The organism is Streptomyces sp. NPDC007983 (assembly GCF_042958345.1).
Taxonomy (GTDB): domain Bacteria; phylum Actinomycetota; class Actinomycetes; order Streptomycetales; family Streptomycetaceae; genus Streptomyces.
On record NZ_JBIBJI010000013.1, the window covers coordinates 200,967 to 227,201 of the forward strand.

30 protein-coding genes are annotated in these 26,235 nt (G+C 72.7%); 26 read left to right on the forward strand and 4 right to left on the reverse strand.

Going from position 1 to position 26,235, the window contains the following annotated elements; translation table 11 throughout:
• Positions 1-26: 26 nt before the first annotated feature.
• The 5 genes from ACFZCY_RS32375 to ACFZCY_RS32395 all read left to right on the forward strand — a co-directional run bounded on the left by ACFZCY_RS32375 (position 27) and on the right by ACFZCY_RS32395 (position 4,618).
• Positions 27-419 (forward strand): hypothetical protein, encoded by a 393-nt coding sequence (locus tag ACFZCY_RS32375; protein WP_391181229.1) that lies wholly within the window; start codon positions 27-29, stop codon positions 417-419.
• Between the two features lie 370 nt (positions 420-789).
• Positions 790-1,590 carry a hypothetical protein gene (locus ACFZCY_RS32380; protein ID WP_391181333.1) on the forward strand — a complete coding sequence of 267 codons (801 nt, stop codon included), beginning with the start codon at positions 790-792 and terminating at the stop codon, positions 1,588-1,590.
• 98 nt (positions 1,591-1,688) lie between these two features.
• Entirely contained in the window at positions 1,689-2,579 is an 891-nt protein-coding gene (locus tag ACFZCY_RS32385) for a helix-turn-helix transcriptional regulator (RefSeq protein ID WP_391181231.1), read from the forward strand.
• Between the two features lie 406 nt (positions 2,580-2,985).
• On the forward strand, positions 2,986-3,522 hold the full coding sequence (locus ACFZCY_RS32390; RefSeq protein ID WP_391181335.1) for an ABC transporter permease subunit: 537 nt from the start codon (positions 2,986-2,988) through the stop codon (positions 3,520-3,522).
• Between the two features lie 43 nt (positions 3,523-3,565).
• On the forward strand, positions 3,566-4,618 hold the full coding sequence (locus ACFZCY_RS32395; protein ID WP_391181234.1) for an ABC transporter substrate-binding protein: 1,053 nt from the start codon (positions 3,566-3,568) through the stop codon (positions 4,616-4,618).
• Here the strand turns inward: ACFZCY_RS32395 and ACFZCY_RS32400 are convergent.
• The 4 genes from ACFZCY_RS32400 to ACFZCY_RS32415 form a co-directional block, all read right to left on the reverse strand.
• Positions 4,615-5,859 (reverse strand): MFS transporter, encoded by a 1,245-nt coding sequence (locus tag ACFZCY_RS32400; RefSeq protein WP_391181236.1) that lies wholly within the window; start codon positions 5,857-5,859, stop codon positions 4,615-4,617. The two genes, ACFZCY_RS32395 and ACFZCY_RS32400, sit on opposite strands and share 4 nt — an antisense overlap.
• Positions 5,856-6,632, reverse strand: a complete 777-nt coding sequence (locus ACFZCY_RS32405; RefSeq protein WP_391181238.1) for an LLM class F420-dependent oxidoreductase — start codon at positions 6,630-6,632, stop codon at positions 5,856-5,858. Before ACFZCY_RS32405 ends, ACFZCY_RS32400 begins: the two co-directional genes overlap by 4 nt.
• A 376-nt stretch (positions 6,633-7,008) precedes the next feature.
• Positions 7,009-8,028: a zinc-binding dehydrogenase gene (locus tag ACFZCY_RS32410; RefSeq protein WP_391181241.1), complete on the reverse strand. Its 1,020-nt coding sequence runs from the start codon at positions 8,026-8,028 to the stop codon at positions 7,009-7,011.
• 86 nt (positions 8,029-8,114) lie between these two features.
• Positions 8,115-9,677 carry a DHA2 family efflux MFS transporter permease subunit gene (locus tag ACFZCY_RS32415; protein WP_391181244.1) on the reverse strand — a complete coding sequence of 521 codons (1,563 nt, stop codon included), beginning with the start codon at positions 9,675-9,677 and terminating at the stop codon, positions 8,115-8,117.
• 405 nt (positions 9,678-10,082) lie between these two features.
• Here ACFZCY_RS32415 and ACFZCY_RS32420 point away from each other — a divergent pair, with 405 nt between their 5' ends.
• The 21 genes from ACFZCY_RS32420 to ACFZCY_RS32520 form a co-directional block, all read left to right on the forward strand.
• Complete coding sequence (locus tag ACFZCY_RS32420; protein WP_391181246.1) at positions 10,083-10,844, forward strand: LuxR C-terminal-related transcriptional regulator; 762 nt, start codon at positions 10,083-10,085, stop codon at positions 10,842-10,844.
• 263 nt (positions 10,845-11,107) lie between these two features.
• On the forward strand, positions 11,108-11,359 hold the full coding sequence (locus tag ACFZCY_RS32425; RefSeq protein ID WP_391181248.1) for a phosphopantetheine-binding protein: 252 nt from the start codon (positions 11,108-11,110) through the stop codon (positions 11,357-11,359).
• Positions 11,360-11,396: 37 nt separating this feature from the next.
• Positions 11,397-12,632, forward strand: coding sequence for a beta-ketoacyl synthase N-terminal-like domain-containing protein (locus ACFZCY_RS32430; protein ID WP_391181251.1), 1,236 nt, complete (start codon positions 11,397-11,399; stop codon positions 12,630-12,632).
• Positions 12,633-12,636: 4 nt separating this feature from the next.
• The gene (locus tag ACFZCY_RS32435; RefSeq protein WP_391181253.1) at positions 12,637-13,782 is read left to right on the forward strand and encodes a beta-ketoacyl synthase N-terminal-like domain-containing protein; all 1,146 of its coding nucleotides are present in this window, start codon (positions 12,637-12,639) and stop codon (positions 13,780-13,782) included.
• On the forward strand, positions 13,779-14,846 hold the full coding sequence (locus ACFZCY_RS32440) for a beta-ketoacyl synthase N-terminal-like domain-containing protein (RefSeq protein WP_391181256.1): 1,068 nt from the start codon (positions 13,779-13,781) through the stop codon (positions 14,844-14,846). Before ACFZCY_RS32435 ends, ACFZCY_RS32440 begins: the two co-directional genes overlap by 4 nt.
• The gene (locus ACFZCY_RS32445) at positions 14,846-15,826 is read left to right on the forward strand and encodes a hypothetical protein (protein WP_391181259.1); all 981 of its coding nucleotides are present in this window, start codon (positions 14,846-14,848) and stop codon (positions 15,824-15,826) included. The genes ACFZCY_RS32440 and ACFZCY_RS32445 overlap by 1 nt, the downstream gene beginning before the upstream one ends.
• Positions 15,826-17,004, forward strand: a complete 1,179-nt coding sequence (locus tag ACFZCY_RS32450; protein ID WP_391181262.1) for a beta-ketoacyl synthase N-terminal-like domain-containing protein — start codon at positions 15,826-15,828, stop codon at positions 17,002-17,004. The genes ACFZCY_RS32445 and ACFZCY_RS32450 overlap by 1 nt, the downstream gene beginning before the upstream one ends.
• Positions 17,004-17,954 carry a beta-ketoacyl synthase N-terminal-like domain-containing protein gene (locus ACFZCY_RS32455; RefSeq protein ID WP_391181265.1) on the forward strand — a complete coding sequence of 317 codons (951 nt, stop codon included), beginning with the start codon at positions 17,004-17,006 and terminating at the stop codon, positions 17,952-17,954. The genes ACFZCY_RS32450 and ACFZCY_RS32455 overlap by 1 nt, the downstream gene beginning before the upstream one ends.
• 25 nt (positions 17,955-17,979) lie before the next feature.
• A complete protein-coding gene (locus ACFZCY_RS32460; RefSeq protein ID WP_391181268.1) occupies positions 17,980-18,771 on the forward strand; it encodes an SDR family oxidoreductase in 792 nt (263 codons plus the stop codon).
• Positions 18,768-19,094 (forward strand): hypothetical protein, encoded by a 327-nt coding sequence (locus ACFZCY_RS32465; RefSeq protein WP_391181270.1) that lies wholly within the window; start codon positions 18,768-18,770, stop codon positions 19,092-19,094. The genes ACFZCY_RS32460 and ACFZCY_RS32465 overlap by 4 nt, the downstream gene beginning before the upstream one ends.
• Entirely contained in the window at positions 19,094-19,501 is a 408-nt protein-coding gene (locus ACFZCY_RS32470) for a hypothetical protein (RefSeq protein ID WP_391181273.1), read from the forward strand. The genes ACFZCY_RS32465 and ACFZCY_RS32470 overlap by 1 nt, the downstream gene beginning before the upstream one ends.
• 3 nt (positions 19,502-19,504) lie before the next feature.
• Positions 19,505-19,918 (forward strand): hypothetical protein, encoded by a 414-nt coding sequence (locus ACFZCY_RS32475; protein WP_391181276.1) that lies wholly within the window; start codon positions 19,505-19,507, stop codon positions 19,916-19,918.
• 47 nt (positions 19,919-19,965) lie between these two features.
• Entirely contained in the window at positions 19,966-21,153 is a 1,188-nt protein-coding gene (locus ACFZCY_RS32480) for a beta-ketoacyl synthase N-terminal-like domain-containing protein (protein WP_391181278.1), read from the forward strand.
• A 26-nt stretch (positions 21,154-21,179) separates the two neighbouring features.
• Positions 21,180-22,145: an acyltransferase domain-containing protein gene (locus tag ACFZCY_RS32485; RefSeq protein ID WP_391181282.1), complete on the forward strand. Its 966-nt coding sequence runs from the start codon at positions 21,180-21,182 to the stop codon at positions 22,143-22,145.
• A 29-nt stretch (positions 22,146-22,174) separates the two neighbouring features.
• Positions 22,175-22,429, forward strand: coding sequence for a phosphopantetheine-binding protein (locus ACFZCY_RS32490; RefSeq protein WP_391181284.1), 255 nt, complete (start codon positions 22,175-22,177; stop codon positions 22,427-22,429).
• Position 22,430: 1 nt separating this feature from the next.
• Positions 22,431-22,841 carry a 3-hydroxyacyl-ACP dehydratase FabZ family protein gene (locus ACFZCY_RS32495; protein ID WP_391181287.1) on the forward strand — a complete coding sequence of 137 codons (411 nt, stop codon included), beginning with the start codon at positions 22,431-22,433 and terminating at the stop codon, positions 22,839-22,841.
• Positions 22,838-23,326, forward strand: coding sequence for a 3-hydroxyacyl-ACP dehydratase FabZ family protein (locus ACFZCY_RS32500; RefSeq protein WP_391181290.1), 489 nt, complete (start codon positions 22,838-22,840; stop codon positions 23,324-23,326). Before ACFZCY_RS32495 ends, ACFZCY_RS32500 begins: the two co-directional genes overlap by 4 nt.
• 4 nt (positions 23,327-23,330) lie before the next feature.
• On the forward strand, positions 23,331-24,074 hold the full coding sequence (gene fabG / locus ACFZCY_RS32505) for a 3-oxoacyl-ACP reductase FabG (RefSeq protein WP_391181292.1): 744 nt from the start codon (positions 23,331-23,333) through the stop codon (positions 24,072-24,074).
• Positions 24,075-24,137: 63 nt separating this feature from the next.
• Positions 24,138-24,878 (forward strand): DsbA family protein, encoded by a 741-nt coding sequence (locus tag ACFZCY_RS32510; RefSeq protein ID WP_391181295.1) that lies wholly within the window; start codon positions 24,138-24,140, stop codon positions 24,876-24,878.
• Between the two features lie 125 nt (positions 24,879-25,003).
• A complete protein-coding gene (locus ACFZCY_RS32515; protein ID WP_391181298.1) occupies positions 25,004-25,933 on the forward strand; it encodes an alpha/beta fold hydrolase in 930 nt (309 codons plus the stop codon).
• A gap of 51 nt (positions 25,934-25,984) precedes the next feature.
• On the forward strand, positions 25,985-26,235 hold a 251-nt coding region (locus tag ACFZCY_RS32520; RefSeq protein WP_391181301.1), incomplete at its 3' end, for a biotin carboxylase N-terminal domain-containing protein.

Below are 26,235 nucleotides of genomic sequence, written 5' to 3' on the forward strand. Positions count from 1 at the left end.
GTCGACGGAGCGACAGGGGAGGGCCCATGGATCCGGTGACAACGGGTGCGCTGGTCGCGGCGGTCAACTCGGCGGTGTCGGGTGCCGGGGGCGAGGCGGGGCGGCGGGCCATGGAATCGCTCGGCGCGCTGGTCCGCCGGGTGTGGCGGCGCGGTGACGCCGAGCCGGTGGGCGAGCCCGAGCCGGTCGCCATTCCGTACGACGACGAGGAGAGGCTGCGCCGGCTGGCCGATCTGCTGGTCGAACGGTCCGGGCAGGACCCGGAGTTCGGGCGCGATCTGGCCGCCTGGCTGCGGGAGTTCGGCCGGCCCGCCGAGCGGGAGGCGGGTTCGGTGCACAACACCTTCTCCGGGACTGCCTCGGGCCCGGTCATCCAGGGCCGTGACATCCACGGTCCGATCAGCTTCGGCCCGCAGTGAGCCGGGTCCGTTCGGGGACAGTGGCAGCAACCGGACACGGTTGCCTTCATTTGTGGCAGAGCGTTGCCGGGCGCGACTGATCGTGTTCGGATGGCCGCCTCGCGAGCTGACGGTTCGTAACTTGATGACAAATCGGGCCGCTTGACGGGCGGTCGGGCGTCGTATCGCGCCCTGACGCGCCGGACTTGGTCTATTCTTTACTTCACGCCCCGCGTTGACGTCGTCGCTGTGCGCGAATTACTGTCATCAGTGATTTCGCACCATGCTGCGCCTCCGCTATTGAGGCACGGGAATTCCAAGAGCCAGGCTGGTATTCGCACACCTGGGTAACTGTCGCCCTGCAGGGGAAGTCATGGTTGGTCTTGTGACGATGTCCGAGCCTTCTCCTGAGCATGAGGCGGACTCCTCGGCCCCCGCCCTGGCCGGTGACTATGTCGAGCGTGCCCTGCTGGCCGCCCGCGATCTGATCGAATCCACGGTGACCCGGCACCGGCGGGAGCTGGCCCAGGACTCGTGGGCGGGGAAGGCCCTCGGGCAGGTGCCGCTCGCCGAGGTCGTCGACATGCTCGTGGACGGGGCCGAGCGGACCGTGAGCGTCGTCCTGTCGGGCGGCGAGGAGCAGTCGGAGGTCGTCTGCGCGGCGCTGGCCCGGCCCGCCCGCGGTGGCCGGGGGCGCCGCGCGGTGCGGCTGCTGTGTCTGCCGCGGGCGCTGGACGCGGCCCGGGTGCGGGCGCTGGCGCGCACCGACCCGCGCTGCGAAGTCCGCGTGTGTGACGGTGAGTTACCGGAGGCGCTGTTCATCGACGGCCAGATCGTCTACGTACGGAACGAACCGCCGGACCCGGCGCGGGGCGGCGGGCGGCAGGCGTCGCTCGTCGAGGACCCCGCCGCGGTGCAGGCCCTGGAGCTGATGTTCGCGGGGACCTGGGGGAACGCCGTGGCGCTCGAGGACTATCCGCGGCTGGGCGGGCGGCTGTGCCCCACGTCCACGCGGCGCATCCTGGAATGCCTGCGCACCGGCCACACCGATGAGGTGGCGGCGCGCGACATGCAGGTGTCCCTGCGGACCTACCGCCGGTATGTCGCGGAGGCCATGCGGGAGCTGGGGGCCGGGTCCCGCTTCCAGGCGGGAGCGCGGGCGGTGGAACTGGGGCTGCTGCCGGACCGCTGAGACCGCCTCGATCCCTGGCCTGCACAGCTGCATAGCCCATGACCACACAGCTCATGACACTCGAGACCTTGACCACGTCGCGAGGCAGGAATGACGACATGAAGGAACCCGGTGATCCGGGGGACGTTCTGGAGCGGACGTTACGGGAGGTGCGCGCCCTCATCGAGGCCACCGTCGTCGAACATCGGGCCCGCAGAACGAGAACGGGGCAGTTCACCCAGGTCGGAATGACCGACGGGGCGTTCCTGGCCGCCGCCGAACAGGTGATCACCACGGCCCGGGGGCGGGTGGACGCCGTGTTCCCGGAGTCGCCCGGCCGGATGGCGGCGGCGCACGCGGCGCTGACCGCCCTGCTGCTGCACCTGGACGACGACGCGGTGGTGGTGCGGGTGCTGCGCGGCCGCGCCTCGGGTTCCGGACCGGGCGGTGGACCGGGCGGTGGCGGCGCACTGGCGGGGCCCGCGCCCGTACCCACGCCCATCCCGGGGCCCGCGCCCGTGCCCGTCCCCGTACCGGCGCCCGCCTCCCCCGGATCCGCGCCGCAGCCCGAGGCGGGGGCGGACGCACCCGCGCCCGCCCCTCGCCCCGCGCAGGTCCGGATCGCCCCGGTGCCCCTGCCCACGGCCGTGATCGCCGACGGCCGGACCGCGCTGGTGTGCACGGAGTCGGCGAACGGGCGGCACACCTCGGTCATCGAGGACCAGGTGGTGGTCGGCTCGCTCCACGGCATGTTCCGCTCCATCTGGGCGGGCGCCACCCCGGCCCCGCGCCCGCTCGACTTCGGCAACCGCGCCCGTACGGAGATGGTGCGGCGGGTGCTGGCGCGGCTGCGGGACGGGGTGACCGACGAGGCGGCCGCCCGCGATCTGGCGATTTCCGTGCGTACGTACCGCCGCTATGTCACCGGGATCCTGGAACTGCTGGACGCCAACTCTCGCTTCCAGGCCGGGGCGCGCGCCTCCGAGCTGGGCATTCTCGGGGAACGCTGAGGGCGGGGAGGGAAGTCCGGCACCGGAATTGTTTCGTTTTCCCATCGACATTGTGAACCGGTGTGCGCTGGGGATAGGTTGCACGCGGGCGTGCCGCGTCTGGCAACAGCCGGTAATACAAGGGGATTTGGGGATGGGCGAGGGGTACGGGAGAGGCGCGGCGGCCACGGCGGTCGCGCGCGGCGGACGTCGCACGGGGGTCATGTTCCGGGGAGTGCTTCCGCCACTCGTATTCGGGTTGGGGTTGCTTCTCGTCTGGGACATCGTGACCCGTACCGGAGCGGTGGCGGAGTTCTATCTTCCGGGGCCGGTCGACCTGGCCCGGCATTTCATCGATGAGTTACTGCACGATTCACTCGTCGACTACACGTGGGAAACCGTACGAGAGGCGCTGGCCGGAAGCGGTATGGGAATCGCAGTGGCATTGCCGCTCGGCTATCTCATCGCCCGCAGCGACCTCGCGGCCGCCGCACTCCAGCCGTATATCGCCGCTTCGCAGGCGGTGCCCGCGGTGGCGCTGGCCCCGCTGCTCGCGCTGTGGCTCGGCTACGGACTGCTGCCGATCGCCGTGCTGTGCGCGCTGCTGGTCTTCTTCCCCATCCTCGTCAACACCGTGCTGGGGCTGCGCGCCCTGGACCCCGAGGTGCTGGGCGCCGCCCGCGTGGACGGTGTGGGGTGGTCGGGCATGCTCTGGTACATCGAGCTTCCGCTCGCCCTGCCCAGCATCCTCGCCGGGGTGCGCAACGGGCTCACGCTCTCCATCACCGGCGCGGTGGTCGGGGAGTTCGTCATGGGCGGCGAGGGCCTGGGGCAGCTGCTGTCGGTGCAGCGCCAGGCGGCCGACACCGTCGGCCTGTTCTCCACACTCGTCATGCTCGCCCTGCTCGCCGCCGGTCTGTACGGGGTGGTCCGGCTGGTCGAGCGGTTCGCGCAGCGTGACTGACCGGTCCTGTTCGATGCACGAGTCGATTCGCGAGGAGAAGTACGTGCGTTCAGTGCAGATGTCCATGAGGACCGCCCTCGGACAGCGGGTTCTGGGGGCGGCTCTCGTGTCGGTGGTGGCCGCGGCCACCCTGACCTCATGCGCCGAGGAGCCGAAGGACGCGGAGGGCAAGGGCGGCAAGAACATCACCGTCGGGCTGACCTACACCCCGAACATCCAGTTCTCGCCCTTCTATGTGGCCGCCGAGAAGGGCTACTACAAGGACGCCGGGCTCAAGGTGACATTACGTCACCACGGCGCGGCCGAAGATCTCTTCGGGGCGCTGAAGTCCGGCAAGGAGGACGTCGTCTACGCGGGCGGCGACGAGATGCTCCAGGCGCGCGCCTCCGACAATCTGCCGGTCGTGGACATCGCGACCTTCTACCAGAAATACCCCGTGGGCCTGATCGTGCCCAAGGACTCCGGCATCAGGAAACCGGCCGACCTCAAGGGCCGGAAGATCGGCACTCCGGGGCCCTTCGGCGAGACCTATTTCGGTCTGCTCGCCCTTCTCAAGGAGGGCGGACTTTCCCCGAAGCAGGCCAAGATCCAGAACATCGGATTCACCCAGCAGGCGGCCCTGACCGGAAACAAGGTCGAGGGCGTCATGGGCTATCTGAACAACGACGCCATTTCCTTCGAGGAGGCCGGTAAAGAGGTCCGGGCGATTACGCTCGACTCCGGGGACAAGGGCGATCCGCTGGTCGGGGTCGGTCTGGGCGCCAAGAAAGAGGTGCTGGACAAGCGCGGCGACGACATGAAGAAGTTCGTCGCCGCCACGCTGCGCGGGCTGCGCTACGCGATGGACGACCCGGACGGCACCATCAAGCTCAGCGAGAAATACGTGCCCGGGCTGCGCGGCGAAAAGCAGCGGAAGAACGCGATGGCGGTCCTCAAGGCCACGATGCCGATGATGAAGACCGAGCGGGGCGAGGTCGGCGTCAACGACCCGCAGACCTGGGCCCGGATGGCCGACTTCATGTACGACCAGGGGCTGCTGGAGAAGACGGTCACCCCGGAGGACGCGTACGACAACGGCTACCTGCCGAAGTCCTAGCCGCTCGGGGGAGGGACGGCCGCCGCGCGCCGGTGCAGTGCGGCGGCCACCGCGCACGCGACCCCGGCGCCGGCCGCGAGCGCGGTCCAGCCGCCCGTCGCCGAGAAGTGGGCGACCACGAACAGCCCGAGCGGCGGCCCGGTCGCCGTGCCCAGGTTCCAGGCCAGCGAGGCGAGCGCGCTCGCCCGCCCCACGGCCGCCTCGCCGGACCAGCGCAGCAGCAGCGGATAGAAGGCCGAGGAGTACGTCAGCTCGCCCGCCGCGAAGACCACCGCGAAGGCCAGCAGCAGCCCGTGACGGAGGACCGGCGCCGTCCCGTCCCCGGCCAGCGCAGCCCCGAGCCCGCAGCCGAACGCCGCCACCCACAGCACCGGCCCGGCGGCCAGGCTCACGGTCTCCGGCAGCCCCTCCAGCCAGCGGCTCATCAGCGGCTGGAGGGCGATCAGGGCGAAGGAGTTGGCCGCCACGACGGTGCTCACCCAGCCCAGGGTGACGGCCATGTCGTCGTGCAGGAGCAGCGGGACCGTGGCCTCGATCTGGGTGAAGCCGACGATCGCAAAGAGGGCCTGGGCGAGGATGAGCAGCGCCATGGGCCGGGCGCGCAGCAGGTCGCGGTAGGTGGCGTTCTCGGCGGGCTCCTCCGCTTGTGCGGGCCGCTCGGTGTCGTGGGGGCGTACGTACCGGATCGCCGCGACGAGGGGGAGCGCGGCCAGGGCGTTGGCCAGGTACAGCAGGCGCAGGGTGCCGGTCGGGGTGTGCGCCCCGTGCAGCGCGAGCCCGGCGGCCACCGAACCCACCCCGATGCCGACGTTGTTGACGATGTGCCGGACGGAGAACGCGGTGCGGCGCCCGCTCTCCGGGACGGCCGCGTCCACGATGCCCACGATCGACGCGTAGAACAACCCGAAGCCCACGCCCACGCACGCGCCCGAGGCGAGGACCAGGGAGGTGGTGTCGGCCGGGGCCAGCATCCCGTACCCGGCGGCGAGCGCCGCCGCGCCCAGCACTCCCACCCGGTGCGGCCCGTGCCGGTCGGCCAGCGGGCCGCCGACGAGGGCCGCGGCGAAGCTGGCCGCGGCCATCGCGACGAAGTACCCGCCCGCGGCCCGGGCGCCGAGGCCGAGCAGTTCTTGGATGTAGATCGCGGTGAACGGGAAGCACAGGCCGTTGCCGAGAGTGGAGAGCAGGAGGGCGCCCATGAGCAGGGTGAAGCGGTGCCCCAGCGGCTGCTTGCTGGTCACGCGGTGAGCGCGGCGCGCAGCGCGAGCAGCTTCTCGACCGTCCCCAGGTCGTACGGGGCGGGCAGCGACAGCACGAGGTGCACCGCCCCGGCCTCCGCGAACCCCTCGGCCAGCGGCAGCTGGTCCGGGTTGACCATGACCGTACGGGCCACCTGCCCGGGGTCGCGGCCGACTTGCTCGCACCACTCGTCCAGGGCCCGGTTCAGCTCCCGGAACTCGGCGACCGGGTCGGTGGCGGCCCAGCCGTACCAGTTCCACCAGTCCGCTTCGCGGGCCACCAGCTCCAGGGTGCGCCGCCGCCCGGCGCCCCCGATGAGCAGCGGAAGCGGTCCCGCGGGGCCGGGGTTGAGCTTGGCCAGCCGCTCCTTGACGGCGCTGATGGAGGCGGCGAACGCGTCCATGCGCCCGGCCGGGCCGGGGAACGGTATGCCGTACTCGGTGTGCTCGGCCTCGAACCAGCCCGCCCCCAGCCCCAGCACCAGCCGCCCGCCGCTGAGCTGGTCCACGGTGCGGGCCATGTCGGCGAGGAGGTGCGGATTGCGGAAGGCGGTGCAGGTGACGAGGGGGCCGATGGTGGCGTGCCGGGTCTCGACCGCCATCGCGGACAGCAGCGACCAGCACTCGTAGTGGGTGCCGTCGGGGTCGCCGGTGTGCGGGAGGAAGTGGTCCCAGGTCCACAGCGAGTCGACGCCGAGCGCGTCGGCCTGCCGCCAGGCGGCGCGGAGTTCCTGGATGCCGGTGTGCTGGGGGTGAAGCTGTACGCCGATGCGCAACGCTGGTCCTTTCGGTGGTCGTGTGTTCCCCACCCCGCCCCTTCCCGAACCGTGGGCTCCGCCCCTGGACCCCGGCGCCCGCAGCGCACTGCGGGCCGCACGCGGGCCCCGCCCCGGCCCCCGGTTCGCCGGCGGCCGGGGGGCACGGCCCCTGCCGGGCGGCCGGATCGTGCCTCCTGCCGGGGGCCGAGGTCTGCCTTCGTTTAGGTGGGGCCGCCCTCCTCCGGGCGGCGGGACCGCATATCCGGTGTTGCGGGACGTGGTGGGGTGGACGGTGTGGGGCGTGGTCTGCGGGCCACCGCGGGGTTCGGGTCACCGTGGTCCACGGGGCCGCCGTCGCGTACGGACGGCCGTGGCCCGCGGGCGATCGCGGGGCCTACGGGGTGACGATCACGCGGTAGACCGGGGTTTCCGACGCCTGCTGCAGGGCCTTCTCCACCTCGTCCAAGCCGTACCGCGCCGTCACCAGGCCCTCCAGGCGGGGCGACAGCGCGCCGCCGCGGAGGAGTTCGGCGGCCGTGCGCCAGTCGTCCGGTTCGTGGCTGAAGGAGCCCGTCACGGTCAGCTGGCGGCGGTGGACCTCGTAGCCCGGCAGGTCGGCGGGCGGGCCGTCCGGGGCGCCGCCGAAGAGGACGATCGTGCCGCCGTCCGCCACGGCGGTGAGCGCGGCGGCGATGCACTCGGCGCTGGCGATGGTGACGAACACGACGTCGGCGGCGGGCAGTTGGCCGACGTCCTCGGGGCGTACGGCCGCGTCGGCGCCCGCCGCCGCGGCCGCCGTGCGCCGCTCCTCGTCGCGCTCCACCACCGCGACCCCGCGCGCCCCCAGTTCGCGGGCCACGGCCAGGTGCAGATGGCCCATGTAGCCGGCGCCGATGACGGTCACCCGGTCACCGGCGCGGAAGCCGCCGCGGCGCAGGGAGTGGACGACGCAGGCGAGGGGTTCGCCCATGGCGGCGACCGCGGGGTCGGTGTCGCCGACGGACCAGACCCGGGAGGCGGGGAGCACGATGTGGTCGGCCAGCCCGGCGCCCATGGCGATCGCCCCGTCCGCCTCGCGCACCCGGCCCTGGAGGGCGACGCAGATGGCGGACTGGCCGCGGCGGCAGGCGCGGCAGGCGCCGCAGCGGGGGAGGCCGTCGAGGGTGACGAGGGAACCGACGGCGGGCATGTCCTCGAGGCCGGCGGCGGTGGCGCCGATGTGTTCGACCCACCCGGAGATCTCGTGTCCGGCGGCGGCCGGATAGACGGTCATGCGCCCGGCGTACAGGTTGGCCTCCATGGTGCAGATGCCGCATGCCGCGATGCGCACCAGCACTTCCGAGTCCCCGACGTCGGGCACGGGTATCCGTCGTAACTCGACCTCGCCTGCGGCGGTGATGACCGCTGTACGCATGGGAACAGCCCTCCGGAATACGGACGTTGTGCCGGGAGGCTATGCCCGTACCCCCGGGGAGGCAAGGAAAGGATCACCGGGGGTGATCAGCCGGTGCCCTCGGTGTGGGCCGCCCGCCGGAAGGTCCACCAGATGATGACCGCGCCGGCCGCCGCGACGATCGCACCGACCACGGCGGCGATGTGCATGGCGTGGACGAACCCCTGGTCGGCGAAGTCGGACAGCCGCGGCATGCTCAGTCGCCCGGCGATCAGCCGGGTCGCCTCGGGGGACTCCTCGGCGGCATCGGCGGCGCCCGGCGGCAGATCGTCCAGCTTGGGGGTGATCTCGCCGCGGTAGACACCGGCCAGGACGGAGCCGAGGACGGCGACCCCGAGGACGCCGCCGATCTGCCGCATCGCGTTGTTGACGGCGGATCCGGCGCCGGTGCGGTCGGCGGGCAGGACGGCCATGATGGCCTCGGTGGTGGGGGCGACGGCGGCGCCCATGCCGAGCCCCTGGAGGATGAGGAAGACCCAGAACAGGCCCAGCCCGCTGTGCTCGTCGAGGAAGACGTACGCGAAGAAGCCGGCCGTGGCGATGACCATGGCGACGGCGACGACGCGGCGCACCCCGTACGCCCGGACCAGCTTCGCCGAGAGCGGCGCGCCCAGCAGCACGCCGATCGCGACGGGGGCGATGGACAGCCCGCACTCCAGCGGGGTCTGCCGGTGGACGCCCTGGAGATAGAAGCTGGTGTAGTACATCGAGCCGTTGAGGCCGAAGAAGGTCAGCATGACGGCCACGCTCGCGCCGGTGAACCGGCTGTTGCGGAAGAGCCGGACGTCGAAGCTGGGGTTGGCGACCCGCAGTTCGACCAGGACGAACACCAGGACGAGGATCGCGCCGACGGCGAACGCGCCGAGAATGGCCGGATCGTTCCAGTCGTTGCGGTGGCCGCCCTCGATGACGGCCCAGACGATGGCGAACAGCCCGACGGTGGACAGCACCACGCCCAGCGGGTCGAACTTCTGCCGCACCTTGGCGGCCGCCCCGGGCAGGAAGAGCAGTGAACCGGCCACGCACAGGACGACGATCGGCACGTTGACGAGGAAGACCGACCCCCACCAGAAGTGGTCGAGCAGCGCTCCGCTGAGCATCGGCCCGGTAGCGATGGCGATACCGCTGGAGCCGGACCAGATGGCGATGGCGGTCGCGCGGTGCCGTTCGTCGAAGACCTGGGCGATCAGCGCGAGCGTGGCGGGCATGATCAGGGCGCTGCCGATGCCCATCGCCCCGCGGGCGACGATGAGTTCGGTGGCCGAGCCCGCGTAGGCGGCCCAGGCGGAGGCCCCGCCGAAGACGAGCATGCCGGTGAGCAGCAGATTGCGGTGGCCGTAGCGGTCGGCGAGCACTCCGCCGGTGAAGAGGAGGACCGCGAAGACCAGCGTGTAGGAGCTGATGCTCCACTGCAGCTGGTTGGGGCTGGCGCCGAGCCCCTCGTCCGGATCGGCGAGTGTCTTGAGCGCGACGTTGAGAACGGTGTTGTCGAGCCATACCGCGAGTTGGGAGAAGACCAGCACCGCGAGGGCGAGCCATTGACGACCGGTGGGCGACTGCGGGGCGCCCGCCGGTGCCGTGTCGGTGATCGCGGTGTTCTGTGCAGCCATGGGGGCGGCGCCTTTCGGGGACCACTGAAGGTGGGGGGTCCGCGCTCGTACGGCAAGGGACGGCTTGCTGGCTCAAGGCTTGCTGGCTCAGGGCTTGCTGGCTCAAGGCTTGCTGGCTCAGGGCTTGCTGGCTCAAGAGGAAGTTACCAATCTGCCGAGCCGGGGCGCAGCCCCTCGACCCCGTTGGAGGGTCTTCCCGCGCGGGAGAGCGATGGTATTTACCCGGCTGACGGTCCGTTGAGCCATGATGTTCCTTGCCGTTTCGGCAGATGGCTCGTTACTGTGCCTCGATCGGGGAACGGGGGGTGTCCTTTGAGCCATTTTGGAATTCAACCAAATGACCGTACGCCTATTGAGGGTATCGACGGTATTGACGGCGCGGCGGGCACAAGGAGAGCGGTTCGTATGGAGCCGGAAGCCAGGTCGGACAACCTGGAAGAAGCCCTCGGCCAGGCGTTACGGCTGATCGAGTCCGCGGTGACCCACCACCGCCGCAGCGTGCTCGCCTCGGCGACGGCGGACCTTCCGGTGGACGGGGAGGTGGTGGCCGGATGGGTGGCCCGGCTGGTGCTGCGCGCCGAGCGTGACGTGATCTGGAGCCTGCCGGAGGTCACCGGCGAGGATCATGCGCGGCTGGTCGCCCAGGCGCTCGCACAGTTGTCCGGCAAGGGAGTGCGGATCCGGATGCTGTGCCCGCCGCGGGTGATCCGCGGGGCGGGGTGGCAGCGCACGGTCGGCACGGTGCCGCGTCTTGAGGTGCGGGTGTGCGGCTCCGTGCGGCAGGAGCTGGTGGCGGTGGACGGCGCGGCGGTGATCGCGCCCGAGGGCTCCCCGGGCGACCCGGGCGGCTCCCGCGCCTCGATGATCCAGAACTCGACGGTGGCCGCGATGCTGCACCGGCTGATGTGCGGGATGTGGGACACCGCGCAGCGCCCGATGCGGCCGCTGTCGTTCGAGGGCGGGGCGCGCGGCCGGGTGCTGCGCGAGGTGCTGACGCTGATGGCCGAGGGCTACAAGGACGACGCGGCCGCCCGGAAGCTGGGGCTCTCGGTGCGGACGTACCGGCGCTACGTGGCCGACATCATGCGGGACCTGAATGTGGAGTCGCGCTTCCAGGCCGGGGTGCGGGCCGTGCGCGCGGGGCTCATGGAGGCGGAGCGCGACTAGTCGACTGCTGTGACGGGTAGTCGGGTTCCGGCTGATTTGCGCGGTCTGTGGGTATCCCCGTGGCAGCTTGCTGCCGATTGGGCATCCTGACGTTCCGGTAACCGGCTGCGCAGTGCAGCTTTATGACAGCGGGGGTTGTCGTCCGGTTGGGTTCACGGGCGGTGTGACAGGTAGTGGACTCGGGGCTTGTCGGCCCCGGAACCGGCGCATAGCGTCATCGGGAGTCGTCGCTTTGCCCATGCCGAAAATGGAGGTGCGCGGTAATGGCCGCCATCGTCGAAGAGCGTCGGGAAACCATCAAGGAAATCGTCACGGATATCCTTGAGATTGACCCGGACGAGGTCACCGAGACCAGCCTCTTCAAAGAAGAGCATGACGCTGATTCGCTGCGTGCCATTGAAATACTTGCGGCGCTCGAAAAAACGTTCAATGTCGTCATCGACCAGTCCGAGCTGGGCCGGATGGTGAACCTCAGGGGCGTCTACGAGGTTGTTTCCGACGCGGCCGGCTGGTGACTGGACCCTCGGCCAACTCCTCGGAAGGCAGGGCGATATGCGTGGTGAGTCGGGTCGCAGGGTCGTCGTCACCGGCCTCGGGGCGGTGTCCGGCATCGGCGTCGGCACCGCGGAATTCCTCGCCGGACTGCGCGCCGGGAAGAGCGCGGCACGGCCGGTCACCGCGTTCGACACCGAGGGTTTCGAGCATGCGATGGCATGTGAGGTCCCGGACTTCGAACCCGGGCGGTGGATCCACAATCTGGACGTGGAGAACCTGGGCAGGGCGAGCCAGTTCTCGGTGGCGGCGGCCCGCATGGCGGTGGCCGACGCCGGTATCGCGGAGGACGCGCTGCGCGCCCTCCCGTCGCTGATCTCCATCGGCACCACCGACGGCGAGTCGGGCGATCTGGACCAGCTCGTCGAGACGGAGGTCGACCTCGGGCCCGAGCGGATGGACCCCACCGTCGCCCGCCGGGTGCCCGCCGGGCGGCTTTCGGCCGTCATCGCGGCGGAGTTCCGCTTGAGCCGGACCGAGGCGGTCACCCTCCCCACGGCCTGCGCGGCGGGCAACTACGCCATCGGCTACGGCTACGACGCCATTCGCGGCGGCGACGTGGAGATCGCCCTGTGCGGCGGCGCCGACGCCCTGTGCCGCAAGACCTTCACCGGCTTCTACCGGCTGGGCACCATAGCGCCCGAGCGCTGCCAGCCGTTCGACAAGGACCGCAAGGGCATCCTCACCGGCGAGGGCGCGGGCGTCCTCGTCCTGGAGAGCCTGGAGTCGGCGCTGGCCCGCGGCGCCCGCATCTACGCCGAGGTCCTCGGCTACGGCCTCAACTGCGACGCGGACCACCCCGTCGCCCCCAACCAGGACAGCGTGGCCCGCTGCATGCGGCTCGCCCTCGACGACGCCCGGATCAAGCCGGAGGAGGTCGACTTCATCTCCGCGCACGGCACCGGCACCCGGGCCAACGACATCACCGAGGCCCGCGCCATCCGCCAGGTCTTCGGCGACGCCGCCCCGCCGCGCACCGTGTCCATCAAGTCGATGATCGGCCACTCCATGGGCGCCGCCGGGGCGCTCGCCTCCATCGCCTGCGCGCTGGCCCTCACCGAGGGGTTCATCCCGCCGACCATCAACCACGTCGAGACCGACCCGGAGTGCGGTCTCGACGTCGTACCGAACGAGGCGGTGGACGCCGAGCTGAGGGTCGTACAGAACAACGGGCTCGCCTTCGGCGGCAACAACGCCGTCGTGATCTTCGGCAAGCGCGGCACGGACTGGAATTAGAACCATGAGTCAGCTGGTGACCGGCGCGGGCGCCGTGGTGAGCGTGGGCGAGGGCGTCGACGAGGTCTTCGCGGCCCTGTGCGCGGGCACCAGCGGACTCGGTGAACTGCGCGGCTTCGACCCCGGCCGCTACCGGGGGCGGCACGCGTACGAGATCGACGACCGGCCCGGACCGGGCGCCGATGTGCCCGGCCGGGCCACCGCCTGGCTGCTGCGCGCCGTCGGGGAGGCGGCGCGGCAGGCCGGGCTCGGCGAGGACTTGAGCGGGGTGCCGGTCCTCGTCGGCACCGGGCTGCGCGAGCTGCGCTCGGCGGAGCTGGCCTGGCGCGACGGCACCCCGTTCGACACCGGGGCGCGGCTGCACTTCGGCACCGCGCTGCGCGAGCGGTTCGGCGCGGTGCGCACCCACACCTTCGCGGGGGCGTGCTCGGCCTCGCTGTACGCGCTGGCGCTCGGCAGCGACCTGCTGGCCGCCGGCGCCGAGGACACCGTGATCGTGGCCGGGGTCGACACCCTCACCGAGAGCATGTACGGGCTGCTGGACCGGGTGAACGCCGAACCGCCGGACCGGGTGCGGCCGTTCGACCGGGAGCGCCGCGGGGTGCTGATGGGTGACGGCGCCGCAGCGGTGGTGCTGCGCCGGGAGGAGTCCGGCGCGCGCTCCGGCGTGCTGGGCAGACTTCGCGCCGTCAGCATGAACTGCGACGCGAGCCATGTCACCGCGCCCGACGCGCGGGGCATCGTGCGGGCGGTGCACGAGGCCCAGCAGCGGGCGGGGGTCACCCCCGGCGACATCGACCTGGTGCTGCTGCACGGCACCGGTACGCAGCTCAACGACAGCGCCGAGGCGGCCGCCATCGCCGAGGTCTTCGGCCCGGACGTCACGACGCCGCGGATGACCGCGATCAAGTCCATGACCGGCCACACCTCGGGCAGTTCGGGGCTGGTCAGCCTGATCGTGGCGCTGAAGTCGCTGACCTCGGGCCGGATTCCGCCGACCCTCGGCCTCACCGACCCGCTGCCCGAGGCGAAGGGCTTCCGCTTCGTCCGGGAGTCCTGCGGCGGGGAGCCCCTGCGGTTCGCCCAGATCGACGCGTTCGGGTTCGGCGGGGTCAACGCCGTCGCCATAGTGGAGAGGGCCGACCGGTGACCGAGCTGCGCGCGCCCGGCGCCGTCGTCGTCTCCGGGGTCGGGCTGGCCCTGCCCGGCGCGGACACTCCGGACGCGCTGCTGCGCGGCGCGCGCGCCCCCGGGCACGCCCCCGAACCGTTCGACACCGGTGCCCGCATCGGCCGCCGCGGGCACCGCTACAAGGACCGGGCGACCCAACTCGCGCTGTGCGCCGCGCTCGACGCGTTACGCGACGCCGCCCTCGTCCCCGCCGACGGCGCCGACACCCCCGAGGATCTGACCGTGCCGGGCGACACCGTCGGCGTGGTGGCCAGCTCCAACCTGGGCAACCTCGACACCGCCTGCCTCACCGCCGCCGCGATCGCCGAGGGTTCGGCCCGCTCCCTGAGCCCCATGAGCCTGCCCAACGCCTCCAGCAATGTGATCGCCTCCTGGGTCGCGATCCGGCACGGGCTGCGCGGCCCCAATCTGATGCTGTGCAACGGGCCGACGTCCGGTCTCGACGCCGTCCACTGGGCCGCGACGCTCGTGGCCGCCGGCCGCGTCCGCCGCGCCCTGGTGGTCGGCGCCGAAACCCACAACGCCGTCGTGGCGGACCTGCTCGCCCGGCCCGTCGACGACCTGCTGGACGGCGCGGCCGCCCTCGTCGTCGAGGGCGCGCGCTGGGCGGAGGAGCGCGGGGCGCGCGCCCTCGCCGTCCTGGGGCCGTACGAGCGCCGGGCGGGGCTCGCGGGCTGCGTCCGGGCGCTGCTGCCGGAGGGCGGCGACGGACCGGGCGTCTGGTTCACCCCGGAGCGCTACCAGGAGCCGGCAGCCGACGTACCGGTGCGTCCCTCCGTACCGCGGCACGACGTCACCACCGCCGTCGGCCGCGCCTCCGGCGCGCTCGGCGTCCTCCAGTGCGCCGCCGCGGTCGGCTGGCTCGGCACGGCGGGGGCCGAAGCCGGGGCGGGCGAGGCGCTGATCACCAGCGGCGACGACACGGCGGACGCCGTGGCCGGGCTGCTGCTGCGCGGGCCGGGCGAGCGGCGGACGCCAGAGGTTTCAGCGATGTCAGAGATTTCAGCCCTGGAGTGCACCTGATGAGAGCCGCCGCCCCGCCGACGTCGACGAAGGCCCTGTTGGCCGACACCACCACGGTGCGGCTGCGGCCGCGGTACGAGGGCTCCAACATCTGCACCTGGATCGGCTTCAAGCACGTCAACTATCTGATCGAGGAGGCGGTGCTGGTCCACTTCGCCCGCAGCGGGGCGCCCGCCCGCCGGCTGTACGAGGAGCACGGCCTCGGGCTGGACATCGTGGCGCTGGACAGCCGCATCCTGCACGCCTTCCACCTGGACGACGAGGCCGAGGCCGAGGTGGTGCCGCGGACCTCCGACGGCGATACGGCGCTCGACTTCCGGGTGACCCTGCGGATCGTCCGCGACGGCTCCGTGCTCAAGGCCGTCACCGCCAAGGTCCGGGTCTCGCTGCGCGCCGACACCTATCTGACGGGGGCCGCCGAACCGCCCGGCGAGTTCGGCCGGTTCACGGTGGACCGGCTGGGCGAGGGCGCGCCCCCCGAGCCGCGCCCGGCGGTGCCGGACGGCGACGAGCGGGCCGTACTGGCGGCGCTCACGGAGGGCCGTAACGCCCACGCCTGGAAGTGGAACATCACCTACCCCTACTGCCACTTCACCGAGCGGCTGCAGATGTCCGGCTATCTGCGGCTGATGGAGGAGGCCAAGGACCGGTTCGTGAAGTCCCGCGGCATCTCCATCAAGACGCTGCTGGACGAGCGCGGATGGATACCGGTCGTGCCGCGCTCCTGGATACGGATCACCGACGAGGCGCTGATGGAGGAGGACCTGTACACCGTCTACACGGTGGAGGAGATCTTCAAGGACCTCACCTACACCGCCCGCATGGACTGCTACGCGGTCCGCGACGGCGCGCTCACCCTCACCGCCACCGGCGGCATCGTGCACGGCTACGCGCTGATCGAGAACCGCCGCGACTGGCATCTGGTCCCCTTCGACCAGCGGGTGCTGGACGCGCTGGCCGGAAAGCCGAGCGGCACCTGATGGACGACGTGCTGGTCACCGGGGTGGGGGCGCTGTCGCCGCTGGGCACGGGCGCGGGCGCCTTCTGGCGCGGTATGCACACCGCGCGCACCGCCCCGTCCCGGGTGCCCGACCCCCTCGCCCACATGGACCATCCGCGGATGTATCTGGTGCCCGGGGCCGACGTGCCGGAGGGGCCCGCGGAGTGGGAGGGGCTGCCGCTGGGGCGCGGTTCGCGGTTCGCGATCGAGGCGGCCCGGGAGGCGGCACGGGACGCGGGGCTCGCGGAGCCGGGCAGCGCCGACCCGCGCCGGGTGGCCGTCGCGATCAGCAGCGGCATGGGCGACACGGAGCTGCACGAGGCGTGGTGGACGGGCGAGGCCCCGGGCACGGGCCGCTGGGCGCCCGTCTTCCCGGTCGCCTCGGCGGTCGGCGGCCTGCTCGGCGCGCGCGGCCCCAACATGTGTGTCAGCAACGCCTGCTCGGCCAGCGGTTACGCGCTGTCCGTCGCCGCCGACCTGATCCGCTCGGGCGAGGCGGACGTGGTGTTCGCGGGCGGCGCCGAGGCGTACTCCCGGGTCGCGCTCGCCTGCTTCAACCGGCTGGGCGCCATCGACCCCGAGCGCTGCCGCCCGTTCGCCGCCGACCGGCGCGGCACGGTCTTCGGCGAGGGCGCCGCCGTCCTGGTCCTGGAGTCCGCCGCGCACGCCCGCGCGCGGGGCGCCGGGCCCGGCTACGCCCGCCTCGCGGGCAGCGGCTGGAGCTGCGACGCCCACCACGCGACCGCGCCCGAGCCCGGCGGCGGGCAGATCGAGCGCGCGCTGCGCGAGGCGCTGCGCGAGGCGGGGGAGGGCGAGGTCGGGTTCGTGGTGCCGCACGGCACCGGCACCGACCTCAACGACGTGGTGGAGAGCCGGGTGCTCACCACCGTCCTGGGCGCGGCAGCGCCCCCGCTGTACAGCCTGAAGGCGCTCATCGGCCACACCGGCGGCGCGGCGGGCGCGTTCGCCGCGCTGGCCGCCGCCCTGATGCTGCACCACCGCACGCTGCCGCCGAACGTGCCCGTCGGGGCGGCCGATCCGGAGTGCGCGGTGCCGCTGCCGTCGGACAGCACCCCGCTGAACGGCGGCTACGGGCTGGTCAACGCCTACGCCTTCGGCGGCAACAACATCTCCCTCGTCTTCGCGGAGGCCCGCTGATGGATCTCCTGGTCACGGGCGTGGGCGAGGTGGACGCGGACGGCTTCGACTTCCGCGACGAGCTGGGCCGCCGCGGCTACAAGTACCTGCCCAGCGCCTCCCAGTACGTGCTGGCCGCCGCCAAGCGCGCCCTCGCCGACGCGGGCGAGGACGCGCTGACGGCGGCCGGACCCGAGCGCCGCGGCGCTGCGGTGGGCACCAACAGCGCGGCCGTCTCCCTGCACCACGCGATGGACCGTACGGTCGTCGGGGCGGGCGGCGCCGGGGCGCTGAGCCCGGTCACCGCGCCCTACTTCTCCATCAACCTCTTCGGCAGCAGGCTGGCCACCGAACACGACCTCAAGGGGTTCAACCTCACCGTCACCACCCCCCGCGTCGCGGCCCTGGAGGCGCTGCAGACCGGCGTCCGTGCCGTCGCCGCCGGGCGCGCCTCCCGGCTGCTGGCCGGGGCGACGGAGGAGGCGCTGCCGGAGGGCGAGCCGGGCGCGGACACCTCGGAGGCCGGTGCCGTCGCGCTGCTGCTGGAGCCCGCGGCGGCCGTCGCGGAGCGCGGCGGCCGGGCGTACGGGCGCGTCGGTGTCGTCACGTTCTTCCTGCCGCCCGGCCCCGCCGCCCCGGCCGACGGCGCCGGGGCGGCCGCGGAGGCGCTGCGGGACGCGCTCGCCGCCCTCGGCCACCGGCCGGGCGCCCCGCTGACCGTCACCGCCGTCCTGGACGGCTCCCCGGTGGGCGAGGCGGTCGGCGAGGCGGTCGCGGAAGCACTGGGCGACGGCATCGAACGCGTCCCGGCGGGCGCGGGCTGCCTGGCGCCGCTGGCACGCGTCGCCGCCGCCCTGCGGCATCCAACGGAGCACGCACACGCCGTCGTCACCGCGGCGGCCGAGGGGAACACCGCCGTCTGCCTGGTCACCCCGGGCGGGTCCGGCGGCGCCGAAGCGAGCAGCCGATGACCGGACTACGGAGGGCGAGCGGTCGATGATCACCTCACTCGAAGGATCCTGGTGCCTGGTCCTGGGCGCCTCCAGCGGCATGGGCCTGGCCATCGCCCACGAGCTGGCCCGCGCGGGCGTCGGCATCCTGGGCGTCCACTTCGACACCACCGAGGGACAGGAGAAGGCGGCGGTCGCCCAGGAGGAGATGCGCGCGCACGGCGTCGAGGCGCACTTCTTCAACGCCAACGCCGCCTCCGCCCGCACCCGCGAGGAGCTGCTGCCGAGGTTCGAGCAGCTGACCGGCGGCAAGGGCATCCGCGTCCTGGTCCACTCCCTCGCGTTCGGCACCCTGCTGCCGTACGTCACCCCCGACGGCGAGGGCAGCGTCACCTCCCGCCAGATGAACATGACGCTCGACGTGATGGCGCACTCCCTCGTCTACTGGACCCAGGACCTGTTCACCGCGGGCCTGCTGCGCCGGGGCTCCAAGGTGTACGCGATGACCTCCGCCGGAGGCACCCGCGTCATGCCCCACTACGGAGCCGTCTCCGCCGCCAAGGCCGCCCTGGAGTCCCACGTACGCCAACTCGCCCTGGAACTCGCCCCCTCGGGCATCGCCGTCAACGCGCTGCGCGCCGGGGTCACCCCCACCCCGTCCATGGAGCGCATCCCCGACAGCGAACAGCTCGCCGCGTACGCCCGCGACCTCAACCCGCACCGGCGGCTCACCCGCCCGGAGGACGTCGCCGAGGCCGTCTCCCTGCTGTCCCGCACCGACTCCTCCTGGATCACCGGCAATGTGATCGGCGTGGACGGCGGTGAACTGCTCACATGACGGACCATCTGCTGATCGAGAGCGGCGGCCCGCAGACCGGGCCCGCGTGCGAGCGCTTCGTCGGCGACGCGGCACGGCTGGCCGGGGACGGCCACCGGGTGGTGCTGTTCCTCGTCGAGAACGGGGTCACCGCCGCCCTCCCCGGCGCCGCGCCCGGCATCGAGACGTTCCTGCGCGACGGCGGCGAGGTGTGGGTGGACACCTTCTCGGCCGCCCAACGGGCCCTGCCCGCCGCCGACCTGGCCCCCGACGTCCGCATGGTGGAGATGGACGACGTGGCCGCCAAGCTGCTCGAACCCCAGGTGCGGGCGGTGTGGCACTGATGGCCCGGCCCATACCCGCCACCGATGTGCTGCTCAACCTCTTCGGCGCGCCCCACCAGAGCGACCTGGTCACCTCGGCGCTCCGGCTGGCCACCGCGCTGCTCGACCGCGGCGCCCGGGTGCAGATCTGGACCTGCGGCGACGCCACCGGCCTGACCAGCGCGGCCCTCGGCGACACCAAACCGCGCGACCTCACCGACCTGGAGCGCCGCCACCCGTCCACCGCGCTGATCGTGCGCGATCTGCTCGCCGACCACCCCGACCGGCTCTACTGGTACGTCTGCCGCTTCTGCGCCGACGACCGGGGCGCGGCCGACCAGATCCCCCAGGTCAGCAAGCGGTCCCCGTTCCTGTTCGCCGAACACGTCAAGGCGGCGGACAAGAGCCTGGTCATGGGGGTGTGCTGAGCCATGGCGGGCGAGGTCGTACAAGAACGTGCGCGCTGGCTCCTGATCATGGAGAAGGCGTATCGCGGGTCGGTCGAGACCCAGTTCGCGGACGCCCTCTACGTCGTCCCCGATCTGCACCGGCAGAGCGGCGGGGGCTGCCATCTGGCGCTGCGCGGACCGGCCGTCGGCTACGCCCTGCGCGCCGACCCCCAGCCGCCGCTGCGCCTCGGCGGGCGCACCCTGGACACCCTGCCCGATCCGCGCGCGTCCGTCACGAAGGTGCTCGACGCCGGGGTGACCGTGCTGGTCGAGCGGCCCGACCTGACCGCGCTGGGGCGCACCGCCGCCGACCGGCTGCTGCCCGGGGTCCAGGTGATCGAGGCGCACGGGCTCGCCGCGCGATGGCCCTCCTACGAACAGGTGTGGTTCCTGTGAGCACCCCGTCCGGCCCCCGGGCCACAACCGAAGGAGTATCCGCACCCATGGTCAACGCTCCCGTCGCGGTCAGCCCGGTCATCTCCGCCTGGACCGCCGTATCGCCCCTGGGGCTGCGGGCCGCGGACTTCAGCAGCGGGCTGCGGTCCGGCCGCGGCACCGGCAAGCCGCTGGACCCCGAGGAGTGGTCGGTGCCGTTCCGCGAGGCGTGCCTCGTCCCGGACTTCCACATCCGGGAGATCCTCGGCCGCAAGAACACCCGCTCCATGGACCGGGTCACCGGCCTCGCCGTCACCGCGATCCGTCATCTGCTGTCCGGCGAGAGCGCAGGCGGGCGCGGCGGCGCACGAGAGGGCTCACGGGACGGCGGACGCAACGGCGAACGCGGCACGGCCGGCGGCGACGGGGCCGGACGGCTGCCGGGCGTCGGCGAGCACACCGGCATCGCGCTCGGCACCAGCACCGGAAGCGCCCAGTCCATCATGGACTTCACCCGCGACTCGCTCGTCGGCGCCAAGCCCTTCTTCGTGGACCCGGCCCGCTTCCCCAACACGGTCATGAACTGCGCGGCCGGGCAGTCCGCCATCTGGCACGGACTCAAGGGCCCCAACACCACCATCGCGGGCGGCCGCGCCGCCGGGCTGCTCACCCTGCGGTACGCGCTGCGGCTCCAGCGCGCGGGCCGCGCCCGCACCGTGCTGTGCGGGGCGGTCGAGGAGTTCACCTCCGCCCGCGCCTGGCTGGAGTGGCACACCCGCGCCGACGACGACGCGACGGCCGTGCTCGGCGAGGGCGCCGCGGTCTGGCTGCTGGAGACCGCCGACGAGGCCCGCGAACACGGCCGCGGCGGGCTCGCCGACGTCGCGGGCGTGGAGTTCGGCTTCGCCGCGGACCCGGCGGCGGCCCGTACGGCGCTCGCCGACGCCGTACGGCGGCTGCTGGACCGTACCGGCACCGCACCCGGCGACGTACGGGCCCTCGCCGACGCCCAGGCGCCCGGCGCCGAGGGCGAGGCCGAGCGCGCCGCCCTCGCCGACGTCCTCGGCGGGCACCGGCCGCTGCGGGTGGCGACGGCCGACGCGATCGGCGACACCTGCGCCGCCTCGGCGGCCTTCCAGATCGCGGCCGTCCTCGCGCTCGCCGAGCGCGGCGAGATCGCCCCCGGCAGCCCGGCCCTGGTCACCACGATCGACCGGGACGGCGTGGTCGGCGCGGCCCTGCTGCGGACCCGGTGAGGCGGCCATGAGCACGAGGAGCGCGTATGACGGGCAGTGAGATGCCCGCGCCGGGCGTGCGCACGGCGCTGGTCTTCCCCGGCCAGGGCGCCCAGCAGGCGGGCATGGGCCGGGCGTGGCGGGACACCGCGTCCTGGCCGCTGGCGGACGAGATCTCCGAGCACACCGGCGTCGACGTCGGGGAGCTGCTGCTGACGGCCGACGACGACACGCTGCGCCGCACCGACCTGGCCCAGCTCGCCGTCTTCGCGTACCAGGTGATCGTCCACCGCGAGGCGGCCACCGCCGGGCTGCTGGGCGAGGTGGCCGGGTGCGCCGGGCACAGCCTCGGCGAGTACACCGCCCTGTACGCGGCCGGGGCGCTGCCGCTCGCCGGCGCGGCTCGGCTGGTCGCCGCCCGGGGCCGCGCCATGCGCCGCTGCGCCGAGCGCTCGCCCGGCACCATGGCGGCCGTCGTACGGCTCGGCCTCGCCGCCGTGGAGGCGCTGACCGGCCGGGTGCGGGCGGAGGGCCCGGAGGTCTGGGTCTCAGGCGTCAACGCGCCCGGCAACCTCGTCGTCTCCGGCACCGCCGAGGGCGTCGACCGGCTCGCCGCCCTGGCCGCCGAGAGCGGGGGCAAGGTGATCCGGCTCGCCGTCGGCGGCGCGTTCCACACCCCGCTCATGGCCGCCGCCGCGGACGAGCTGCGTACGGCGCTGGCCGCCGTGGAGTTCGCGCCCGCGCACACCCCGGTCGTCGCCAATGTGGACGCGCGCCCCCACCGCGGCGACGGGGGCTGGCGGGACCGCGAACTCGCCCAGCTCACCAGCCCGGTGCGCTGGGAGGACAGCGTCCGGACCCTCGAAGACGAGCTGGGCTGCGCCCGGTTCGTGGAGCTGGGCCCCGGCCGCCGGCTGACCGGAATGATCCGCCGGATCGCGGCGGACGCGACGACCGTCCCGGTCGAGTCCCCCGCCGCGCTCGCCGAACCCGCCGAACCCCGAACCCCCTGAACACCCCCGACCTTGGGAAGGAACCCGCCATGGCCGACGCCACCGCCGCCCTGGACCTCGACGAACTGCGCACCTTCGTCGCGGAAGTCCTCGACGTCGAAGAGGAGGAGGTGACCGACGAGGCCGAATTCGTCAAGGACCTCGGCGTCGACTCGCTCATGGCCCTGGAGGTCATGGTCGAACTGGAGAAGAAGTACGCGGTGAAGCTGGAGGAGCGGGAGATGAAGAGCATCACCACCCTGCGGAAGGTGCACGACCTGCTCGCCTCGAAGCTGGAGAAGTGAGGTGACGGCGACCGCGTGCGGACCTGTCGACGGCACCGTCGAGGTGGTCGACCCCGGGGCACCGGGGGAGCGGCCCGCCCGGTGCGTGGCCGTGATCCGCTGCACGGAGAAGGTGTTCGCCGGTCACTTCCCCGGCTTCCCGATCTTCCCCGGGGTGTGCGTCGTCGAGTACGTCCAGCGCGGCGCCCTCGCCACGCTGCCCGAACCGGGCGGCGCCCTGGCGGCGGTCGAGTCCGCCCGCTTCCTCGGCCCGGTCTTCCCCGGCTCCACCCTGAGCTGCGAGTTCACCTGGTCACGGGACGACGCGACGGGCGACTGGCGCTGCCGGGCCGAGGCCACCACCGAGCGCGGGCTCGCCGCCCGCGTGCGGCTGCGCTTCACCACTCGCGAGAAACGGGAGGCCACCGGATGATCACCGTGGACGAGATCAAGCGGGTGCTGCCGCACCGCTACCCCATGCTGCTGGTCGACCGGGTCACCGAGCTGGTCCCGGGCGAACGCGCCTCCGGGCTGAAGGCCGTCACCTGCAACGAGCCCTGGTACGAGGCCGTCCCCGACGACGCGCCCGCGGAGGCCTACCACTACCCCTGGACGGTGCTCCTCGAATCCTGGTGCCATGTGGCGGGGGTTCTGGTGGCGTGGGAGGAGCCCAATCCGGATGTGCTGGACGGCATGGCGATGCTGCTCGGCGGGGTCACCGACGCCGGATTCCACCGCCCGGTCCTCCCCGGCGACGTGGTGGAACACCACGTCCGGCTGGCCCGGCAGGTCGGGGAGACGTACATGTTCGAGGGGGAGAGCCTGGTCGGTGACGCGACCGTGCTCACCGTCGGGCGGCTGGTGATGACGATGCGCCCGGCCGCCGAACTGAAGGCCCCGGCAGGAGAGGTGACGTAACACCATGTCCGACGCGCACAGCAAGGTGGCCCTCGTCTCCGGCGGCTCCCGGGGCATCGGCCGCGCGACCGTGCTGCGGCTGGCCCGGGACGGTTTCGACGTGGCGTTCTGCCACCAGTCCAGCCCCGACGCGGCCCGCGCCCTGGAGAACGAGGCGGCGGGGCTCGACGGCGGCCGGGTGGTCGGCCGGCAGACGGACGTACGGGACGCGGACGCGGTGCGCGACCTCGTGGCGTTCACCGAGAACCGGCTCGGTCCCATCGACGTGGCGGTGGTGTCCGCGGGCATCGCGCGGGACAATCCGCTGCTGTTGATGAAGGACGAGGAGTGGCGGGGCGTCATGGAAGTCAACTTGGACGGCACGTACCACATATGCCGTTCGGTCGTATTCGGCATGATGAAGCGCAAGTCCGGATGCATCATCAACATCTCCTCGGTGGCGGGCGTGCACGGCCATGCGGCACAGTCGAATTACGCGGCCTCCAAGGCCGGGATCATCGGCTTCACCAAATCGCTCGCCAAGGAGGTCGGACGGTACGGCATCCGGGCCAATGTGGTCGCGCCGGGCTTCGTGGAGACGGATATGACGGCTGCACTGTCCGAAAGTGTGCGCAAGGAGGCGGAGCAGAGCATCCCGCTGCGCCGCTTCGGACGCCCGGAGGAGGTCGCCGACATGGTCGCGTACCTGGTCGGGGCGGAGTATGTGACCGGGGCGGTGTTCCAGGTCGACGGTGGCATCGTGATCTGAGCGAGCGAGTGAGCGGGTGGCGGTCGGAGCGATCCGAACGGTCCCGGTGAAGGGGGAACGGACATGACGGCCAGGCGCAGCAGGGTGCCGCGCTTCTATTTCAATTTCCGCAGCCCGTACAGCTGGATCGCCTACCGTGATCTGATGGACCGCTATCCGGATGTCGCACAGGTGGTGGAATGGCACCCCTGGTGGGAGCCGGACGCGGAGGGCGAGCGCCGTATGGCCGAACAGGGCCGCTCTTTTCCGTACACGGCGATGTCACGCGACAAGCACCTCTATATCCTTCAGGACGTGCGCCGTCTGACCGCCGACCGTGACCTCGCCATCACCTGGCCGGTGGACCGGGACCCGGTCTGGGAAGTACCGCATCTGGCGTATTTTCCCGCGCTGGACGCGGGGTGCGGCCCCGCGTACATCGAGCGGACCTACCGGGCCCGCTGGCAGGAGGGCCGGGACATCTGCGACCGCGGGGTCATCGCGGACCTCGCCACCGGCCTGGGGCTGCCGAACGCCGTGGCGGACCGGATGGCCGGTGCCGCCGACGACCCGGAGCTGCGCGCCGGGCGCGGGCTCCGGGCGCTGCTGGACCTCAGCCGGGACGGGGCGTTCGGCGTGCCGTTCTTCACCCTCGGCTACGACAAGTACTGGGGCGTGGACCGGCTCCCGGCGTTCGCGGGGGCGGTCCGCTCCCGCGACGCGCCCCCACGCGTCCCCGGAGCGCCCACCCCCGAGCCCCCGGCCGACGCGGACTTCGTGGCCGCCCCGTCCGGCGACCAGGGCCACGCCGGGGGCTGCGGGTGACCGCCCGTACTCCCGCGTAGCCGTCATCCTGACGTACCCGCCCCGCTGCCCCACCGCATGGCACCGACCGAGACGAGACCGCCCTGACCGCCGACGGACACTCCACCCCCTCCCGGAGGACGCCGATGCCCGAGCCACCCCGGACGCCGGTGCGGCCACCCACGCCGGTGTCCCGCGCCCTCTCGGTCGCGGCGCTGCCGATAGCCCCGCTGTACGGGGCCCAGCTGGCGTATCTCGCCTTCCATCCGCGCGACCGGACCCAGCGGGAGCACCCCCGGGACCACGGGCTGCCCTGCACCGACCTGGAGATCCCGTTCGGCCGCCGGAAGCGGGTGCACGCCTGGCTCTGCCCCGGCTCCACCGAGAAGGTCGTGGTGCTCGGCCACAGTCTGGGCGCGGGCAAGGACCACAGCCTCGGCCACGCCAAGTTCCTGCACGACGCCGGGTACACGGTCTGCCTGTTCGACCACCGCAACCACGGGGCCAGCAGCGACGACCGGGCGCTGTTCGGGCTCGGCGACCGGTTCGCGAGCGATGTCACCTCGGTGGTGTCCTGGCTGCGCGGCAAGCAGGGGTACGCCACGGCACGCTTCGCCGTCTACGGCTTCTCCTTCTCCTGCTTCTCGGCCATGTGGGCGCTGACCCACGACGGGTTCGAGTTCGACGCGCTGGTGTGCGACAGCGGCCCCGGGCACGACGTTCCGCCGCTGCTGCGCAAGTACCTGGAGGCGGAGGCGCTGCCGATGCCCCCCGCGCTGAGCGGCGAACCGTCCCGTTCCGTGGTGACCCGCGCGCTGTGCGCCCTGGGGCCCGCCATGCTGCGCGCCCAATGGCCACCGCCCGCGACCGGCAAGTTCGCCAAGATCCCACTCTTGTTCATGTCGGGCGAGCACGATGCGATCGTGCCGCCCTCCTCGGTGGACGCGCTGGCCGAGCGCTATGCCCAGGCCGAGACGCACGTCCTTCCGGGAGCCGAGCATCTGCTCGGGCTGCAATCCGATCCTGAAGGCTACGCGAGCGTGGTACTGGATTTCCTCAAGCGGGCCCTGGGATAGCAACGTGACCGTCCCCGCCGGACGGTAACTTCTGAAGAGGGAAGAGAGAGCATGCAGAAGGTGCTCATCGCCAATCGTGGCGAGATCGCTGTCCGTGTTGCCCGTGCCTGCCGGGATGCCGGGATCGCGAGCGTAGCCGTCTACGCCGATCCGGACCGGGACGCCGTTCATGTGCGCGCGGCGGACGAGGCCTATGCGCTGGGCGGTGACACCCCGGCGGCCAGCTATCTGGACCAGGCCAAGGTGCTGGCCGCGGCCGCCGAGTCCGGCGCCGACGCCATCCACCCCGGCTACGGCTTCCT

Excerpts from the sequence above, each read along its gene's own strand:
- ACFZCY_RS32465 (WP_391181270.1), top strand. The coding sequence starts at position 18,768 with ATGACGGACCATCTGCTGATCGAGAGCGGCGGCCCGCAGACCGGGCCC.
- ACFZCY_RS32450 (WP_391181262.1), top strand. The coding sequence starts at position 15,826 with ATGGACGACGTGCTGGTCACCGGGGTGGGGGCGCTGTCGCCGCTGGGC.
- ACFZCY_RS32515 (WP_391181298.1), top strand. The coding sequence starts at position 25,004 with ATGCCCGAGCCACCCCGGACGCCGGTGCGGCCACCCACGCCGGTGTCC.
- ACFZCY_RS32490 (WP_391181284.1), top strand. The coding sequence starts at position 22,175 with ATGGCCGACGCCACCGCCGCCCTGGACCTCGACGAACTGCGCACCTTC.
- ACFZCY_RS32420 (WP_391181246.1), top strand. The coding sequence starts at position 10,083 with ATGGAGCCGGAAGCCAGGTCGGACAACCTGGAAGAAGCCCTCGGCCAG.
- ACFZCY_RS32445 (WP_391181259.1), top strand. The coding sequence starts at position 14,846 with ATGAGAGCCGCCGCCCCGCCGACGTCGACGAAGGCCCTGTTGGCCGAC.
- ACFZCY_RS32460 (WP_391181268.1), top strand. The coding sequence starts at position 17,980 with ATGATCACCTCACTCGAAGGATCCTGGTGCCTGGTCCTGGGCGCCTCC.
- ACFZCY_RS32480 (WP_391181278.1), top strand. The coding sequence starts at position 19,966 with ATGGTCAACGCTCCCGTCGCGGTCAGCCCGGTCATCTCCGCCTGGACC.
- ACFZCY_RS32375 (WP_391181229.1), top strand. The coding sequence starts at position 27 with ATGGATCCGGTGACAACGGGTGCGCTGGTCGCGGCGGTCAACTCGGCG.
- ACFZCY_RS32500 (WP_391181290.1), top strand. The coding sequence starts at position 22,838 with ATGATCACCGTGGACGAGATCAAGCGGGTGCTGCCGCACCGCTACCCC.
- ACFZCY_RS32470 (WP_391181273.1), top strand. The coding sequence starts at position 19,094 with ATGGCCCGGCCCATACCCGCCACCGATGTGCTGCTCAACCTCTTCGGC.
- ACFZCY_RS32435 (WP_391181253.1), top strand. The coding sequence starts at position 12,637 with ATGAGTCAGCTGGTGACCGGCGCGGGCGCCGTGGTGAGCGTGGGCGAG.
- ACFZCY_RS32380 (WP_391181333.1), top strand. The coding sequence starts at position 790 with ATGTCCGAGCCTTCTCCTGAGCATGAGGCGGACTCCTCGGCCCCCGCC.
- ACFZCY_RS32415 (WP_391181244.1), bottom strand. The coding sequence starts at position 9,677 with ATGGCTGCACAGAACACCGCGATCACCGACACGGCACCGGCGGGCGCC.
- ACFZCY_RS32455 (WP_391181265.1), top strand. The coding sequence starts at position 17,004 with ATGGATCTCCTGGTCACGGGCGTGGGCGAGGTGGACGCGGACGGCTTC.
- fabG (WP_391181292.1), top strand. The coding sequence starts at position 23,331 with ATGTCCGACGCGCACAGCAAGGTGGCCCTCGTCTCCGGCGGCTCCCGG.
- ACFZCY_RS32510 (WP_391181295.1), top strand. The coding sequence starts at position 24,138 with ATGACGGCCAGGCGCAGCAGGGTGCCGCGCTTCTATTTCAATTTCCGC.
- ACFZCY_RS32410 (WP_391181241.1), bottom strand. The coding sequence starts at position 8,028 with ATGCGTACAGCGGTCATCACCGCCGCAGGCGAGGTCGAGTTACGACGG.
- ACFZCY_RS32385 (WP_391181231.1), top strand. The coding sequence starts at position 1,689 with ATGAAGGAACCCGGTGATCCGGGGGACGTTCTGGAGCGGACGTTACGG.
- ACFZCY_RS32485 (WP_391181282.1), top strand. The coding sequence starts at position 21,180 with ATGACGGGCAGTGAGATGCCCGCGCCGGGCGTGCGCACGGCGCTGGTC.
- ACFZCY_RS32475 (WP_391181276.1), top strand. The coding sequence starts at position 19,505 with ATGGCGGGCGAGGTCGTACAAGAACGTGCGCGCTGGCTCCTGATCATG.
- ACFZCY_RS32390 (WP_391181335.1), top strand. The coding sequence starts at position 2,986 with ATGGGAATCGCAGTGGCATTGCCGCTCGGCTATCTCATCGCCCGCAGC.
- ACFZCY_RS32430 (WP_391181251.1), top strand. The coding sequence starts at position 11,397 with ATGCGTGGTGAGTCGGGTCGCAGGGTCGTCGTCACCGGCCTCGGGGCG.
- ACFZCY_RS32425 (WP_391181248.1), top strand. The coding sequence starts at position 11,108 with ATGGCCGCCATCGTCGAAGAGCGTCGGGAAACCATCAAGGAAATCGTC.